Genomic DNA, 14,856 nt, shown 5'->3' with positions numbered 1-14,856 from the left:
TCCGCCCCGCCGCGGAGGCCCGGCTCGACGTCCTTCCGCGCGGATGCTTCACTGTTTGGGAGTGGAGCGCCCGCGCCTCACGAGGTTCCGAATGCTCTCTGACGCTACGCCCGCCGCGCTGCCCGACCGCACCGTCTCCGTCCGCGATGTCTTCGGCATCGACCTCGACCTCAAGGTGCCGGCCTTCGCCGAGCCCGAGGAGCACGTGCCGGATGTCGACCCGGACTACATCTTCGACCGGGAGACGACGCTCGCGATCCTGGCCGGCTTCGCCCGCAACCGCCGCGTGATGGTCACCGGCTATCACGGCACCGGCAAGTCGACCCATATCGAGCAGGTCGCCGCCCGGCTGAACTGGCCGTGCATCCGGATCAACCTCGACAGCCACGTCTCGCGCATCGACCTCGTCGGCAAGGACGCCATCGTCCTGCAGGACGGCAAGCAGGTCACCGCCTTCCAGGACGGGATCCTGCCCTGGGCGCTGCAGAACAACGTCGCGCTCGTGTTCGACGAGTACGACGCCGGCCGCCCGGACGTGATGTTCGTGATCCAGCGCGTGCTGGAGCTCTCGGGCCGGCTGACGCTCCTCGACCAGAAGCGCGTGATCCGCCCGCACCCGGCCTTCCGGCTGTTCGCCACCGCCAACACGGTGGGCCTCGGCGACACGTCGGGCCTCTATCACGGCACGCAGCAGATCAACCAGGGCCAGATGGACCGCTGGTCGATCGTCACCACGCTGAACTACCTGCCGCACGACCGCGAGGTCGACATCGTGCTGTCGAAGGCGACGCATTACCGGGGCGACCAAGGCCGCGACATCGTCAACCGGATGGTGCGCGTGGCGGATCTCACCCGCAACGCCTTCATGAACGGCGACCTCTCCACCGTCATGAGCCCGCGCACGGTGATCACCTGGGCCGAGAATGCCGACATCTTCAAGGATATCGGCTTCGCTTTCCGGGTGACGTTCCTCAACAAGTGCGACGAGCTGGAGCGGACGCTGGTGGCCGAGTTCTACCAGCGCGCCTTCGGCAAGGAGCTGCCCGAGAGCGCGGTGAACGTCGCGCTGAGCTGACCCGCATGGAGGACGCGATGGCTCATCCGGCCCCGACGCGCGAGGACGCCCCGGCGACTGCGCACGCGCGGGGACGGACCCGCCACGCGGACGATCTCTACACCTGGGTTCAGGAGCAGGTGGCACTGCTCCGCGCCGGCCGGGTGGACGCGCTCGACCTCGACAACATCGCCGAGGAGCTGAGCGACGTGGGTTCGGAGCAGTACGATAAGCTCGAGAGCGCGATCGAAGTGCTTCTCGCCCACGCCCTCAAATGGGATCACCAGCCCGAGCGGCGCAGCCGAAGCTGGTCGCTGACGATTGCGGAACAGCGCGTGCGGATCGACAGGCAGGTGCGCAAAAATCCAGGTCTCAAGCCGCGCATCGCCGAAGCCGCCAGCGAAGGCTACCGGGTCGGTCGGATCCGAGCCGCTCGCGAGATGAAGCGATCGCCCGAAACCCTGCCCGCGGACTGTCCCTACAGCTGGGACGAGATCCTGAACCGCCCCTTCGCGTTCGAGGACGACCGGTAGCGCTGATGTCCATCTCCAACCGCAAGCCCGGCGAGCGCCGCGAACCTGTGGCCGAGCCCCTGAAGCGCTCGGTGGCCGGGTGCCTGCGCGCCATCGCCCGGCGCTCCGAGGTCGAGGTCACCTACGCGACCGACCGGCCGGCGCTCACCGGCGACAAGGCCCGCCTCCCCGAACCCCCGCGCAAGCTCTCGGCGCAGGACGTCGCGGTGCTGCGCGGCAACGCCGACGCCATGGCGCTGCGGCTGGGCTGCCACGACGTGGCCGTCCACCGCCGTCTCGCCCCCGAGAACGCACCCGCGCGCGCCGTGTACGACGCGGTCGAGCAGGCCCGGGTCGAGGCGATCGGGTCGCGCCGGATGGCGGGCGTGGCCAGCAACATCTCGGCGATGCTGGAGGACCGCTACCATCGCGGCGGCAAGTACGAGTCCATCACCGACCGGGCCGACGCTCCGATGGAGGATGCCGTCGCCCTGATGGTGCGCGAGCGCCTGACCGGCCAGAAGCCGCCCGAGGCCGCGACCAAGATCGTCGAGCTGTGGCGCGAGCATATCGAGGCCAAGGCTGGCCCGAACCTCGACGGGCTGCTCGGCTCGATCGAGGATCAGCGCAAGTTCGCCCGCTCGGTGCGCGACCTCCTCACCTCCCTCGACATGTCGGACGAGACGCCGTTCGACGCGGAGGACGACGAGAACGACGACGAGAACGACGCCCAGGACGACGAGCAGAACCCCAGCGAGGGCGATTCGGAGGAGAAGAGCCAGGGCGAGCGCGCCGAGATCGAGACCTCCGAGGAGGCCTCCGACGAGATCGAGGAGGGCGCCCAGGAATCCGCCGACGCACCGTCCGGTGAGTTGCCCGAGGAGGCCGAGGACGCGGAGTCGGAGGAGGCCTCGGAGGCCTCGCGCCCGCCGCAGCGGCAGGGCAACGAGGCGCGCGGGCCCGAGTACAAAGTGTTCAATCCGCGGTTCGACGAGGTCATCCACGCCGAGGAGCTGTGCGACGCCGACGAGCTGTCGCGCCTGCGCTCCTACCTCGACAAGCAGCTCTCGCACCTGCAGGGCGTGGTCGGCCGCCTCGCCAACCGGCTCCAGCGCCGCCTTCTCGCCCAGCAGAACCGCGCCTGGGAGTTCGATCTGGAGGAGGGTCAGCTCGACCCGGCTCGGCTCGTGCGCGTGGTCATCGACCCGTACCAGCCGCTCTCCTTCAAGCAGGAGAAGGACACCAATTTCCGCGACACGGTGGTCACGCTGCTCCTCGACAATTCGGGCTCGATGCGCGGCCGGCCGATCACCGTCGCGGCGACCTGCGCCGACATCCTGGCGCGGACATTGGAGCGCTGCGGCGTGAAGGTGGAGATCCTGGGCTTCACCACCCGGGCCTGGAAGGGCGGCCAGAGCCGCGAGGCGTGGCTCGCCGCCGGCAAGCCGCCGAATCCCGGTCGCCTGAACGACCTGCGCCACATCGTCTACAAGTCGGCCGACGCGCCCTGGCGGCGCGCGCGGAAGAACCTCGGGCTGATGATGCGCGAGGGGCTGCTCAAGGAGAACATCGACGGCGAGGCCCTGGACTGGGCGCACAAGCGCCTGCTCGGGCGGCCGGAGCAGCGCAAGATCCTGATGGTGATCTCCGACGGCGCGCCGGTGGACGATTCGACCCTGTCGGTGAATGCCGGCAACTACCTGGAGCGGCACCTGCGCTGGATGATCGAGGAGATCGAGACGCGCTCGCCGGTGGAACTGCTGGCCATCGGCATCGGCCACGACGTGACCCGGTACTATCGCCGCGCCGTGACGATCATCGACGCCGAGGAGCTCGGCGGGGCGATGACCGAGAAGCTCGCCGAGCTGTTCGAGGAGGACGGCGCGGCGCCGACGGGGCGGATGCTGCGCGCGGCGGGCGGGCGGCGGTAATCACGCCCCGCGCTGCCGCGCGCAACAGACGATCCGCGTCGAGGAAGCCGGCAGATCCGGACCGAACCTCGACACAGTTCATGTTCGCAACTTGGACGGCGAAGCCCCCTCCGTCATCACGAGCGCAGCGAAGTGACCTAGGGCAGCGCGGGGCTTGTCCACGTGGCGCCGCCTGGATTGCTTCGCTCCGCTCGCAACGACGGCGCAGGGGCATCGGCCGGACATTGACGGCAGCCTGCGGCCGAGCTCTGGATTGCTTGGAGTGGCATGCCAGCCGCAAACAAGCGGAAACCGCCGCGGCCTCGACGGCCACGGCGGTTCAAACCGTCCGATAGGGGCGTGAAGCCCGACGACTCAGGCCGCGGCGGCCGGGGTCTCGGCGAGCTTCTTATGGATCTCGCGCTTCAGGAGGCGGGCAGTCTGCGACAGGTCACCCTCGCCGGCCTTGATCAGGAAGGCGTCGAGGCCGCCGCGGTGCTCCACCGAGCGCAGGGCGTGCGCCGTGACCCGCAGGCGGACGCGCTTGCCCAGCGCGTCGGACTGGAGGGTGACGTTGCACAGGTTCGGCAGGAACCGGCACTTGGTCTTGCGGTTCGAGTGGCTCACGAGGTGGCCGACCTGAACGGCCTTGCCGGTGAGTTCGCAGCGGCGCGCCATGATAAAAAACGATCCCGTCTCGTTCCGCCCGGTGAAGACCCGATCGCGGCCGGCGCGATCATCGTCGCAGCGGGCGGCGCCCATTGCGTGTTCCAGGTCCGGCGGAGTCCTGTTGAAGGCGCGAGCCTATAGGCGACGAAGGCGCGGTGCGTCAAGGTGCCGGCGGGGTTCAGCATCGCGCCGGACGACCAACGGTCTGTTAACCACGATGCCGGGATATAGCCTTCTTCCACCTGCAGGAAGGCGCCTCTCCCCGCTCCGTGCGTCGCAGAGGACGTCGGCGAGCGGGTGTGTTCGAGAGGGTGCGTTCGAGCGAGTGTCTTGGCCCGCCCGCCCTGGGATGCGATCCGGATCATGAGCGCCACGCCAATCCGTCGAATGATCAAGCCGTCGAAGAAGCACGCTGCCGGGCGCCTCGCGGGCAGCCTCCTCGCGGTCGCGGTCCTCGCGGCCCCGACCGATGCCGGCGCGCGGACGTCGCGGGCCAAGCGGGCCGCGCCCGCCGCCGCGACCGTGGCGGTCGATTACGGTATCAACCTCGCCGGTCTCCCGATCGGCACGGCCCGCCTGGCCGGCTCCTTCGACCGCGACCGCTACCTGATGGACGTGTCGGCCGTGCTCACCGGCCTCGTCGGCGCGATCACCGGCGGCAAGGGCTCCGCCCGGGCCTCGGGAAGCTTCTCGGCCGCGCCGCAGCCCGGCGCCTTCGCCATCGCCACCCAGACGGCGAGTTCCGGCATCGCGGTGCGCATGGCCCTGGCGCGCGGCAACGTCGTCCAGGCCGAGATCACGCCGCCGCTCGTCGACATGCAGGACCGCGTGCCGGTCACCCCGGCCAACAAGCGCGGCATCATCGACCCGGTGAGCGCGCTGCTGATGCCGACCCAGGGGCGCGGCGAGCCCCTCGACCCGGAGAACTGCAACCGGACCCTGCCGGTCTTCGACGGCGCCACCCGCTTCAACGTGGTGCTGAGCTACGCCGAGACCCGCCCGGTGCAGAAGCCCGGCTATGCGGGGCAAGTCCTCGTATGCAACGCCCGCTACCAGGCGGTCGCCGGCCACCGGCCGGACCGGCCGGGCGTCAAGTTCATGGAGGAGAACCGCGAGATGTCGGTCTGGCTCGCCCCCGTCGAGGGGACGCGCGTCCTGATCCCGCTGCGCATCTCGGTGCTCACCACGATCGGCACCAACATCATCGAGGCCACCCGCTGGAGCCAGAGCGGCACGCCGACGACCACCGGCACGGCCGGCGCCGCTGGCAACAGTGTCGCGCAGGCGAGCCTGCCCGGGCAGTAGCGGCTGCACGGGCAACTGCCGCAGGGAGCGTTTGACCGGCGGCCGGTTTCCCGGCACCTCGGCGCGGCGCGGCAGCCGCGCGGGGAGGTCAGCAGTGCCGAAGGGCTACATCATCGTCCGGATGACGGTCACCGACCCGGACACCTACAAGGACTACGCCGCCATGGCCTCCGAGGCGATGCGCAAGTACGGCTGCAAGCCGCTGGTGCGCGGCGGCCGCTGCGAGGCGCTGGAGGGCGAGGGCCGTCCGCGCAACGTCGTGCTGGAATTCGAATCCTACGAGGCGGCGCGCACCTACTACTTCTCGCCCGAGTACCAGGCCGCCGTGGCCAAGCGGCGGCCCGCGGGCATCGGCGAGGTGGTGCTCGTCGAGGGCGTCGACTGATCGACGTACCGGTCGCAGCCGGGCTCGACGCGGCCCGCGCCATCGGCGCGTGCTGCGAGATGACCCAGGGAGGCGCCGGGCCGGTGGGAACCCTCGCGGCGGGGACCGCGGCCGCGCGGGTGGAGGGAATCTTCACGTTCCCGGCGATAATGCCCGGATGTGCTCGCCTGCCCTCCGAATCGCCCTCGCCCTCGCCCTGGCCGCGCTCGCGGGGCCGGCCGCGGCGCAGTCCCTCAGTGCCGGGTCCGCCGATCCGGGGTGCGGCGGTGACGCCTTCTCGTCGGCCGAGGTCGTCGAGAACAGGCCGCCCCGCCGCGGCCCCCTCGTCGCGACCCCCGACACGCTCTGCGCCGACCTCGCGCCGCAGCCGGGCACGCCGACGACGCAGATCGACGTCTACCCGATGATCACGCCGCAGATTGGACCTGGCGGCGGCGGCATCCCATATGGGGGAGGACCGTACCGGCCCTAGCGTCCCCGACGCGGTCGGCCGGTCGAACCCGCCTCCCCGCCCGCGCCGCGACGGCGCCGCGACGGCCTTCCCGCTCGAAGGAACCGCCGACCATCGACGCGCTGCTCCGCCCCACGCCCAGCCGCTCGCTGTCCCGCGAGGCCCGCGCCCGCGGCGTCACCGCGGTCCTCGGGCCGACCAACACCGGCAAGACGCATCTCGCCATCGAGCGGATGCTCGCCCACCCGACCGGCATGATCGGGCTGCCCCTGCGGCTGCTCGCCCGCGAGGTCTACCTGCGCGTCGTCGCGAAGGTGGGCCCCGAGAAGGTCGCGCTGGTGACCGGCGAGGAGAAGATCAAGCCGGACCGGCCGCGCTACTGGATCTGCACCATCGAGGCGATGCCGCGTGACCTCGACGTGGCGTACGTCGCCATCGACGAGATCCAACTCGCCGCCGACATGGATCGCGGCCACGTCTTCACCGACCGCCTGCTCTACGTGCGCGGCCGGGAGGAGACCCTGCTGATCGGTTCCTCGACCATGCTGCCGCTGGTCCAGGACCTCATTCCCAACGTCCATACGACGACCCGGCCGCGGCTCTCGCAACTCACCTTCGCGGGGGAGAAGCGGCTGTCGCGCCTGCCGCGGCGCACCGCCATCGTCGCCTTCTCGGCCGAGGAGGTCTACGCGATCGCCGAGCTGATCCGCCGCCAGCGCGGGGGCGCCGCGGTGGTGCTGGGCGCGCTCTCGCCGCGGACCCGCAACGCCCAGGTCGAGATGTACCAGGCGGGCGACGTCGACTACCTCGTGGCCACCGACGCGGTCGGGATGGGCCTCAACCTCGACGTCGATCACGTCGCGTTCGCGGCCAACTGGAAGTACGACGGCACCCGCTTCCGCAAGCTCACCCCCGCCGAGATGGGCCAGATCGCGGGGCGCGCCGGCCGCCACCTCGCGGACGGTACCTTCGGCTCGACCGGACGCTGCCCGCCCTTCGAGGCCGAGTTGGTGGAGCGGCTGGAGAGCCATGACTTCGATCCCCTGCGCATCCTGCAGTGGCGCAATCCGGATCTCAGCTTCGGCAGCCTGGAGGGCCTGCAGGCGAGCCTCGACGAGCACCCGCGCGAATCGGGCCTGGCGCGCGCGCCCATGGGGGAGGACCAGCAGGCCCTCGAGATCCTCATGAAGGAGGACGACATCCGCGACATGGCGCGGAGCGCCGCTACGGTGCGCCGCCTGTGGGACGTCTGCGGCGTGCCGGATTACCGCAAGGTCCACCCGCAGGTGCACGCCGATCTCGTGGCGCAGCTCTACCGGTTCCTCATGAAGGGCATGGCGGGCCGCATCCCCGACACGTGGTTCGCCGAGCAGGTCGCGATGATCGACCGGACCGACGGCGACATCGACACGCTGTCCCGCCGGATTGCCCAGGGACGCACCTGGACCTTCGTGGCGAACCGTCCCGACTGGCTGCGCGACCCAGAACATTGGCAGGGCGAGACGCGTCGGGTAGAGGACAGGCTGTCCGACGCCCTGCACGAACGCCTCGCGAGCCGCTTCGTCGACCGGCGCACAAGCGTCCTGATGCGGCGCCTGAGAGAGAACACGATGCTCGAAGCCCAGATCACCGCCGACGGTGACGTCACCGTCGAGGGTCAGCATGTCGGCCACCTTCACGGATTCCTGTTCGTTCCCGATGCCAGCGCCGAGGGGCACGAGGCCAAAACCCTGAGGAGCGCCGCCGAGAAGGCGCTCGCCGGGGAGATCGAGTCCCGGGCCGAGCGGTTTTCGGCAACGGCCGATTCGACCCTCGTGCTCTCGCACGACGGCACGCTCCGCTGGACCGGCGCGCCCGTCGCCAAGCTCACCCCCGGCGAGAAGCTGTTCGCCCCGCAGATCCGTCTGCTGGCGGACGACAGCCTGACCGGCGCGCATCGCGAGAAGGTCGAGGCGCGCCTCGACGCGTGGTTGAAGGCCTACATCGTGCGGCTGCTCGGGCCGCTGATGGAGATCGAGACCGCGGCAGACCTCACCGGCCTCGCCAAGGGAATCGGCTACCAAGTGGTCGAGGCGCTGGGCGTGCTGGAGCGCTCGAAGGTGGCGCACGAGATGCGCAGCCTCGATCAGGAGGGCCGCGGCGCCCTCCGCCGCCACGGCGTCCGGTTCGGCGCCTACCACATCTTCCTGCCGGCGCTGCTGAAGCCGGCGCCCCGCACGCTCGCGGCCCAGCTCTGGGCCCTGCGCAACGGCGGCCTCGACCAGCGCGGCCTCGACGAGATCGCGCATCTCGCCGGCTCCGGCCGCACCTCGATCAAGGTCGACCGCGAGATCGCCAAGGGCCTCTACCGCGCGGCCGGCTTCCGGGTCAGCGGCGAGCGGGCGGTGCGGGTCGACATCCTGGAGCGGCTCGCCGACCTGATCCGCCCGGCGATCGCCTACCGGCCCGGTACCACCCCGGGCGCCCCGCCGGACGGCACCGCCGACGGCGACGGCTTCGTGGCCACCGTCGGCATGACCTCGCTGGTCGGATGCTCGGGCGAGGATTTCGCCTCGATCCTGAAGTCGCTCGGCTACAATTCCGAGGCGCGCCCCGGCCCGGCCATCACGGTGTCGCTCGTCCCCGCTGCCGCCACCGCACCGGCGGCGCCGACCGCCGCCGAGGCGTCCTCCGAGGAGGCTGTCGCCGCGCAGGCTGATGCCGCCGAGCCGGTGGGCGACGAGGCCCCGGCCGCCGAGGGTGTCGAGACCACCGCCGATCACGCTGACGCGGCCGAGGAAGCCCCGGCCGCCCCCGAGGCGGAGCCCGCCGAGGGCGAGACTGCGGACGAGTCGGCCGGCACGCCGGTCGACGCGGCCACCGAGGCGCCCGCGACCGAGGCGCTCGCGACCGAGACATCTGCGACCGAGTCGCCCCACGCCGAGGCGGAGCAGCCGGCCGAGGCGGACGCCGCGCCGGCGGCCGAACCCATCGCCGAGGAGACCGCGGCCGAGACGGCCGAGACGGCCGAGGCCGTTGGTGCCGAGGGCGAGGGCGCAGCCGAGATCCCGCAGATCGAGGTCTGGCGCCTGCAGCGCCACCAGCGCCCGGCCCACCAGCGCCCGCAGAACCGTCCCCGCGGGGCGGGGCGGGGCCGCGACGGTGGCCAGCAGGGCCAGCACCCGGGACAGGGGCGTCCCGACGGTGGCCGGCCCGAGCAGCGCCGGGCCGAGGGCGACGGCGGCCCGCGCCCCGGCCGGGACCGCGGTCCGCGCCGCGACCGCTTCGAGGGCGGCCGTCCAGAACGCCGCGACGACCAGCGCGGCGCCGAGCAGCGCCATTCCGGCCCGCGGCCCGACCAGCGGCCGCCGCGGCGCGAGCGGGCGCCGGATCCGGACTCGCCCTTCGCCAAGCTCGCGGCTCTGAAGGCGCAGCTCGAGGCCGGCGACGGCGGGAAGCGCTGATCCGCGGCGGATGCGCGAGGACCGGCAGCGCCTCGACAAGTGGCTGTGGTTCGCGCGCTTCGCGCGGACCCGGTCGCTCGCGGCGCGGCTGGCCTCCGACGGCTTCGTGCGGGTGAACGGCAGCCGGGCCGAGAACCCCGCGAAGGCCATCGGCATCGGTGACGTGGTCACGGTGGCGGCGCCCCACGCGACCCTGGCCGTGCGGGTCCTCGGTCTCGGCCTGCGCCGCGGCCCGGCGTCGGAGGCGCGGCTCCTCTACGACGACCTGTCGGGCGGCACCCTGTCGGTCGAGGACGGGCCGGACGGGCCGTCCGAGTGATGAGGTCGCGCCACAGCGGCCGCGCGAGCGACCCGACGCGAACCCTTGCGGCGCCCGCACGCTTGTCAGTCCGGGAGGCAGCGTCTAGAGCCGTGGGCCTCCGAGATCCGTCCCCGTGTCGGGTCTCACCGGCGTTCCCCTCGCAGCACCCTCCGGGCGCGCGGGCCGTCTCCAGGCTCCGCCCGGGCCAAGTCGAGTTTTAGGACGAAGACATCCGATGACCTACGTCGTCACCGACAATTGCATCAAGTGCAAGTACACGGACTGCGTCGAGGTCTGTCCGGTGGACTGCTTCTACGAAGGCGAGAACATGCTCGTCATCCATCCGGACGAGTGCATCGATTGCGGCGTCTGCGAGCCGGAATGCCCCGCCGAGGCGATCAAGCCCGACACCGAGTCGAATCTCGACACGTGGCTGAAGCTGAACGCCGACTACGCCAAGTCCTGGCCCAACATCACGCAGAAGAAGGAAGCCCCGGCCGACGCCAAGGATTGGGACGGCAAGAGCGGGAAGCTCGAGGCGCATTTCTCGCCCAACCCCGGCTCGGGCGACTGACCCCGCGCCGGCCCCGCAGGTTCTGACGCCGGCCCGCGGCCCGCTTCCCAGATTGCGGGAAGATCTGTCGGGCCCGTGCCGCCGCTGAACCCCGCGGCGGGGCTGCGTCATACGAGGGCCTGATACGCGGCCAGGTCATTCCTGTCCCGCCGCACCAGTGTAAAACTCTTTGGCGCCGCGCTTGGTCCGCGCGTGCGTCTTCAGGGATGCTTTGATCTGCGCGCCGGATTGTGGTAGACAATCCGCCTGCCGTCGCTCGCGCCTGACGTGCTCCCTCCGGCTGAAACGCCTTCGCTTTTCGTGGGTTAGGAGTAGTACGCGCTCGACCGCTGGAGGCGACTTCGGCGGGCGGGCCAGGCGTTCGCACGGCCGCGCCGGGGAACGCCCGGATTCGTGCGCTCGGCGCCGGGTCCGGGAGCGGCGAGGCAGACCGGGTGTCCCGCCCGGAAGAACACGGTTTCGCGCGGCGCCGAACGCTGCGCGCCAGTGGAGGCCCTTCTCGCATGACCACAGCCAAGAAGACGACGACCGCAGGCCGGCAGGGCTTCAAGACCGGCGAGGCTGTCGTGTATCCGGCCCACGGCGTCGGTCGCATCACCGCGATCGAGGAGCAGGAGATCGCCGGCTACAAGCTTGAGCTGTTCGTCGTATCGTTCGAGAAGGACAAGATGGTCCTGCGCGTCCCGACCGCGAAGGCCAACAGCGTGGGCATGCGCAAGCTCGCCGAGCCGGAACTGGTCAAGAAGGCGCTCGACCTGCTGACCGGCCGCGCCCGGATCAAGCGCACCATGTGGTCGCGCCGCGCGCAGGAATACGAGGCCAAGATCAACTCGGGCGACCTGCTCGCCGTCACCGAGGTCGTGCGCGACCTCTTCCGGTCCGAGGCTCAGCCGGAGCAGTCCTACTCCGAGCGCCAGCTCTACGAAGCTGCCCTGGACCGGATCGTGCGCGAGATCTCGTCGGTGAACCGCATCACCGAGACCGAGGCCCTGAAGCTGATCGAGCAGAGCCTCGCCAAGTCGCCCCGTCGGGCGAAAAACGAGGCGGAGCCCGAGGCCGAGGCCGACGGTGACAGCGAGGGCGACGACATTCAGGAGGAGGCCGCCTGAGGCGCGCTTCCCCTCGCGGACGACATCGAACCCGGCCCCTGTGGCCGGGTTTTTTGTGCCCGGACCGGTCCGAACCGGCGCACCGGCCCGGTCGTTTCGGGACATCCGGGCTGGACGGCGCGCGGCCGGATCCCATCTGATCGGAACAGAACACGATTTCGTGGCCGCCCGGTTGTCGCATTGTGGGGCATCGGGACGGAACTTTCGCGTTTTGCCTTCCGTTGTCGGTTGCCTGGCGTCGCCTCCCGGTGGCGCCTGCGCGTCGGGCTATCGGCTCGACGCCGCAACAGCACTCGACAACAAGAGGCAGGCGGATGGCTGAGATCGCGGGAATTCGACGGCAGTTCATACGGACTGCCATGGAGGCACCCTTCCTGGCCCGGGAAGAAGAGCGCGGCCTCGCCGTCCGCTGGAAGGACGAGCGTGACGAGCGGGCCCTCCACCGACTGATCTCCGCCCATATGCGCCTCGTCATCGCCCTGGCGGGGCGTTTTCGTCACTACGGCCTGCCCATGGCCGACCTCGTCCAGGAAGGGCATGTCGGCCTGATGGAGGCCGCCGCCCGGTTCGAGCCCGAGCGGGACGTCCGCTTCTCGACCTACGCGACGTGGTGGATCCGCGCGTCGATCCAGGATTACATCCTGCGCAACTGGTCGATCGTGCGCGGCGGCACGTCCTCCGCGCAGAAGGCCCTGTTCTTCAACCTGCGGCGGCTGCGCGCCCGGCTGATGCAATCCACCGAGGAGCATGTCGGCGACGAGATCCACCGCCGCATCGCCAGCGCCATCGGCGTGTCGCGGGACGACGTCGCCCTGATGGACGCGCGCCTCTCCGGTCCCGACATGTCGCTCAACGCCCCGGTGGGCGAGGACAGCGACGCCTCGTCGGAGCGGATGGACTTCCTCGTCGACGGCGCCGACCTGCCGGACGAGACCGTGAGCGCCACGGTCGACGGCGAGCGTCGCTTGAGCTGGCTCCAGCAGGCCCTGACCGTGCTGTCGGAGCGCGAACTGCGCATCCTGCGCGAGCGCCGCCTCGCCGAGGATCAGGCGACCCTGGAGGCCCTGGGCCAGCGGCTCGGCATCTCCAAGGAGCGCGTCCGCCAGATCGAGAACCGGGCCCTGGAGAAGCTGCGCCGCGCCCTGGCCGACCGCTTCCCCGCCGCGACCGGCAGCCCGCATATCGGCTGAGCCCACGGCCGCGACACCGACGCGAAGCCCGGCCCCGAGGCCGGGTTTTCGCGTTTCCAGAGGCCCCCGCCTTCGGCACACCGCCGTCGCCACGCGGCGATCCGAGGTCGGGCGCGGCAGTCGGGCCGGCGCTCTCCGGCGGCTCCGCAACGCGCGGGGGACGGGCCCGGTGACGGGTCGACGCGGGGTTCCCGATCGCGCGGCCGGCTCAGGCTCCCTGAGCGGCGGTGCTGCGCCGCTCCCGCCGGCGGCTGCGCCGGCCGGGCTCGGGCGTCGCGTCGAGCCAGATCACCAGCGCGAGGGCGATAAGCGCCGGCAGGCCGAGGGCCAGGAAGGCGCCGGTCCAGCCGAACATCCCGTAGGACAGGCCGCCGTACCAGCCCGACAGGGCGCCGCCGACGCCCTGGACGGCGTTGACGCTGCCGATGGCCGTCTGGGTCCGGCCGGATCCCCAGGTCAGGTCGGCGACGATGACCGGCACCGCCACCCCGACGATGCCAGAGGCGACGCCGTCCAGCACCTCGGCGGCGATCAGCCAGACCGGATCGTCGATGAGGCCGGATAGCAGCGCCCGCACCGGCAGGACCGCGAAGGCGACCATCAGCAGCTGGCGGCGGCCGCGCTTGTCGGCGAGCGATCCGGCGAACAGCGCCACCGGGACCATCACCAGCTGGGCCACCATGACGTAGCGGGCCGTCCAGGTCGTGGCGTCGGCCGCGGTCGCGACCAGCTTCTGGCCGAGCAGCGAGAGCATGCCGCCGTTCCCGAGATTGAACAGGGTCAGCGCCACGGTCAGCACCAGCAGGCGACGGTTCCCCAGGACCTGGCGGAGGCCGCTGCGCTCCGGCTCGTCCGAGTCGTCCTCCTTCCAGCCGACGGCGCGGCGGCGGCTCCACGCCTTGGCCGGCATCGTCGCCGTCGCGACGATCGCCGCCAGCGCCATACCGCCCAGCACCCAGAAGGCGATCGCCGGGCCGAAATAGCCGGTGCCGAGGCTGATGGCGCCCGCGGCGATCAGGATGCCGACGTGATTGAAGGCCTGGTTGCGCCCCTGCTGCGCGGGGAACCGGTCCTTGCCGACGATACCCAGGGTCAGCGCCGCGACGGCCGGCAGCAGCAGGGTGCCGCCGGCCGCCGCGAAGAGCTGCGCGCACAGCACCGCCGGGAAGCTGCGGGCCGGCAGGAGCAGCAGCGTTCCCACCAGGATCGCCCCGCAGGCCAGCGCGATCAGCAGGCGCGGGCGCGGGAACCGGTCGACCAGGGCGCCGAACGGTCCGCTCAGGAACAGCGTGCCGATGCCGACCAGCGTGATGACGAACCCGACCCGCGCGGGGCTCCACGAGGCCGATTCTGCCAGCCAGGTCCCGAGAAAGGGTCCGAGGCCGCCCTGGATGTCCCCGATGAACAGGTTGATCAGGGCGAGGTTTGCGGTGGGGGCCATGCGATCCTGGAGCCGTTTCGGGCCCCGGACCTGTACTCCCCCCCCGGAACGGTCAAGCCCGGATCGCCGCCATCATCGCCGCACCGCTCCCGCGGCGGACTCGCTGCACCGGCCTCACGGCTCCGGCGGGCCGTACTGCATCAGCCCCTCCCCGAATGACCAGTTCTCCGGGTTGACCTCGACGAGGTTGATGAAGACGTCCCCCGGCGCCACGCCGGGATCGCAGGCGAGGTTGCGGGTCACGGCGGCGTAGAGGGCGCGCTTCTGCGCGGTGCCGCGCGTCGCGTTGGCGGTGATCTGGACGATCACGAGGCGGTCGCTGCGCCGGATCCCGAGATAGTCGGGACCGTAGACGAAGTCCGACGCGTCGTGCTGGTGCACCAGGGCGAACAGGTCGCCCTCCGGCACCGCGAAGGTCTCGCGCATGGCGTCGTAGACACCCGCGACGAGGGCGGCCCTGTAGGATTCGGTCGTCCCGGCACGCAGGGAGATGCGGGTCAGAGGCATGATCT

At 71.3% G+C, this 14,856-nt stretch carries 14 protein-coding genes; 11 read left to right on the top strand and 3 right to left on the bottom strand.

Annotation, left to right across the window (positions count from 1 at the left end; translation table 11 throughout):
• The first annotated feature begins 91 nt into the window (after positions 1 to 91).
• From cobS to cobT, 3 genes are read left to right on the top strand one after another with little or no spacing between them, the layout of a single operon-like run.
• A complete protein-coding gene (gene cobS / locus ASG32_RS11485; RefSeq protein WP_012320633.1) occupies positions 92 to 1,075 on the top strand; it encodes a cobaltochelatase subunit CobS in 984 nt (327 codons plus the stop codon).
• A 5-nt stretch (positions 1,076 to 1,080) separates the two neighbouring features.
• Positions 1,081 to 1,587 (top strand): DUF29 domain-containing protein, encoded by a 507-nt coding sequence (locus tag ASG32_RS11480; protein ID WP_082557830.1) that lies wholly within the window; start codon positions 1,081 to 1,083, stop codon positions 1,585 to 1,587.
• 5 nt (positions 1,588 to 1,592) lie between these two features.
• Positions 1,593 to 3,497, top strand: a complete 1,905-nt coding sequence (gene cobT / locus ASG32_RS11475; protein ID WP_020092686.1) for a cobaltochelatase subunit CobT — start codon at positions 1,593 to 1,595, stop codon at positions 3,495 to 3,497.
• A 354-nt stretch (positions 3,498 to 3,851) separates the two neighbouring features.
• On the opposite strand, the gene rpmB is transcribed toward cobT, so the two are convergent.
• Positions 3,852 to 4,154 carry a 50S ribosomal protein L28 gene (rpmB, locus tag ASG32_RS11470; protein ID WP_012320636.1) on the bottom strand — a complete coding sequence of 101 codons (303 nt, stop codon included), beginning with the start codon at positions 4,152 to 4,154 and terminating at the stop codon, positions 3,852 to 3,854.
• Between the two features lie 354 nt (positions 4,155 to 4,508).
• On the opposite strand from rpmB, the gene ASG32_RS11465 reads away from it, so the two are divergent.
• The 8 genes from ASG32_RS11465 to ASG32_RS11430 all read left to right on the top strand — a co-directional run bounded on the left by ASG32_RS11465 (position 4,509) and on the right by ASG32_RS11430 (position 12,903).
• The gene (locus ASG32_RS11465) at positions 4,509 to 5,450 is read left to right on the top strand and encodes a DUF3108 domain-containing protein (protein WP_244491894.1); all 942 of its coding nucleotides are present in this window, start codon (positions 4,509 to 4,511) and stop codon (positions 5,448 to 5,450) included.
• A 94-nt stretch (positions 5,451 to 5,544) separates the two neighbouring features.
• Complete coding sequence (locus tag ASG32_RS11460; protein WP_020092689.1) at positions 5,545 to 5,835, top strand: DUF1330 domain-containing protein; 291 nt, start codon at positions 5,545 to 5,547, stop codon at positions 5,833 to 5,835.
• A gap of 157 nt (positions 5,836 to 5,992) precedes the next feature.
• Positions 5,993 to 6,307: a hypothetical protein gene (locus ASG32_RS11455; RefSeq protein ID WP_020092690.1), complete on the top strand. Its 315-nt coding sequence runs from the start codon at positions 5,993 to 5,995 to the stop codon at positions 6,305 to 6,307.
• 212 nt (positions 6,308 to 6,519) lie between these two features.
• Positions 6,520 to 9,729, top strand: a complete 3,210-nt coding sequence (locus tag ASG32_RS11450; protein WP_056525813.1) for a helicase-related protein — start codon at positions 6,520 to 6,522, stop codon at positions 9,727 to 9,729.
• 10 nt (positions 9,730 to 9,739) lie between these two features.
• Positions 9,740 to 10,048 carry an RNA-binding S4 domain-containing protein gene (locus tag ASG32_RS11445; RefSeq protein ID WP_020092692.1) on the top strand — a complete coding sequence of 103 codons (309 nt, stop codon included), beginning with the start codon at positions 9,740 to 9,742 and terminating at the stop codon, positions 10,046 to 10,048.
• A 217-nt stretch (positions 10,049 to 10,265) separates the two neighbouring features.
• Positions 10,266 to 10,604 (top strand): ferredoxin FdxA, encoded by a 339-nt coding sequence (gene fdxA, locus ASG32_RS11440; RefSeq protein WP_020092693.1) that lies wholly within the window; start codon positions 10,266 to 10,268, stop codon positions 10,602 to 10,604.
• A 503-nt stretch (positions 10,605 to 11,107) separates the two neighbouring features.
• Positions 11,108 to 11,713: a CarD family transcriptional regulator gene (locus tag ASG32_RS11435; RefSeq protein ID WP_020092694.1), complete on the top strand. Its 606-nt coding sequence runs from the start codon at positions 11,108 to 11,110 to the stop codon at positions 11,711 to 11,713.
• A gap of 314 nt (positions 11,714 to 12,027) precedes the next feature.
• Positions 12,028 to 12,903, top strand: coding sequence for an RNA polymerase factor sigma-32 (locus tag ASG32_RS11430; RefSeq protein ID WP_012320644.1), 876 nt, complete (start codon positions 12,028 to 12,030; stop codon positions 12,901 to 12,903).
• A gap of 208 nt (positions 12,904 to 13,111) precedes the next feature.
• Here ASG32_RS11430 and ASG32_RS11425 read toward each other — a convergent pair whose 3' ends face one another.
• Both ASG32_RS11425 and ASG32_RS11420 read right to left on the bottom strand, forming a co-directional pair.
• Positions 13,112 to 14,344 (bottom strand): MFS transporter, encoded by a 1,233-nt coding sequence (locus ASG32_RS11425; RefSeq protein ID WP_056525810.1) that lies wholly within the window; start codon positions 14,342 to 14,344, stop codon positions 13,112 to 13,114.
• Positions 14,345 to 14,458: 114 nt separating this feature from the next.
• Entirely contained in the window at positions 14,459 to 14,851 is a 393-nt protein-coding gene (locus ASG32_RS11420; RefSeq protein WP_056525807.1) for a tautomerase family protein, read from the bottom strand.
• Positions 14,852 to 14,856 lie beyond the last annotated feature (5 nt).

This window comes from Methylobacterium sp. Leaf361, assembly GCF_001424445.1.
GTDB lineage: Bacteria > Pseudomonadota > Alphaproteobacteria > Rhizobiales > Beijerinckiaceae > Methylobacterium.
The sequence above is the reverse complement of the archived record's forward strand: the minus strand, read 5'-3'. Positions and strand labels throughout refer to the sequence as shown.

Coding starts and splice junctions, on each gene's coding strand:
- cobS (WP_012320633.1), top strand. CDS start 92: ATGCTCTCTGACGCTACGCCCGCCGCGCTGCCCGACCGCACCGTCTCC.
- ASG32_RS11480 (WP_082557830.1), top strand. CDS start 1,081: ATGGAGGACGCGATGGCTCATCCGGCCCCGACGCGCGAGGACGCCCCG.
- cobT (WP_020092686.1), top strand. CDS start 1,593: ATGTCCATCTCCAACCGCAAGCCCGGCGAGCGCCGCGAACCTGTGGCC.
- rpmB (WP_012320636.1), bottom strand. CDS start 4,154: ATGGCGCGCCGCTGCGAACTCACCGGCAAGGCCGTTCAGGTCGGCCAC.
- ASG32_RS11465 (WP_244491894.1), top strand. CDS start 4,509: ATGAGCGCCACGCCAATCCGTCGAATGATCAAGCCGTCGAAGAAGCAC.
- ASG32_RS11455 (WP_020092690.1), top strand. CDS start 5,993: ATGTGCTCGCCTGCCCTCCGAATCGCCCTCGCCCTCGCCCTGGCCGCG.
- ASG32_RS11450 (WP_056525813.1), top strand. CDS start 6,520: ATGCTCGCCCACCCGACCGGCATGATCGGGCTGCCCCTGCGGCTGCTC.
- ASG32_RS11445 (WP_020092692.1), top strand. CDS start 9,740: ATGCGCGAGGACCGGCAGCGCCTCGACAAGTGGCTGTGGTTCGCGCGC.
- fdxA (WP_020092693.1), top strand. CDS start 10,266: ATGACCTACGTCGTCACCGACAATTGCATCAAGTGCAAGTACACGGAC.
- ASG32_RS11435 (WP_020092694.1), top strand. CDS start 11,108: ATGACCACAGCCAAGAAGACGACGACCGCAGGCCGGCAGGGCTTCAAG.
- ASG32_RS11430 (WP_012320644.1), top strand. CDS start 12,028: ATGGCTGAGATCGCGGGAATTCGACGGCAGTTCATACGGACTGCCATG.
- ASG32_RS11425 (WP_056525810.1), bottom strand. CDS start 14,344: ATGGCCCCCACCGCAAACCTCGCCCTGATCAACCTGTTCATCGGGGAC.
- ASG32_RS11420 (WP_056525807.1), bottom strand. CDS start 14,851: ATGCCTCTGACCCGCATCTCCCTGCGTGCCGGGACGACCGAATCCTAC.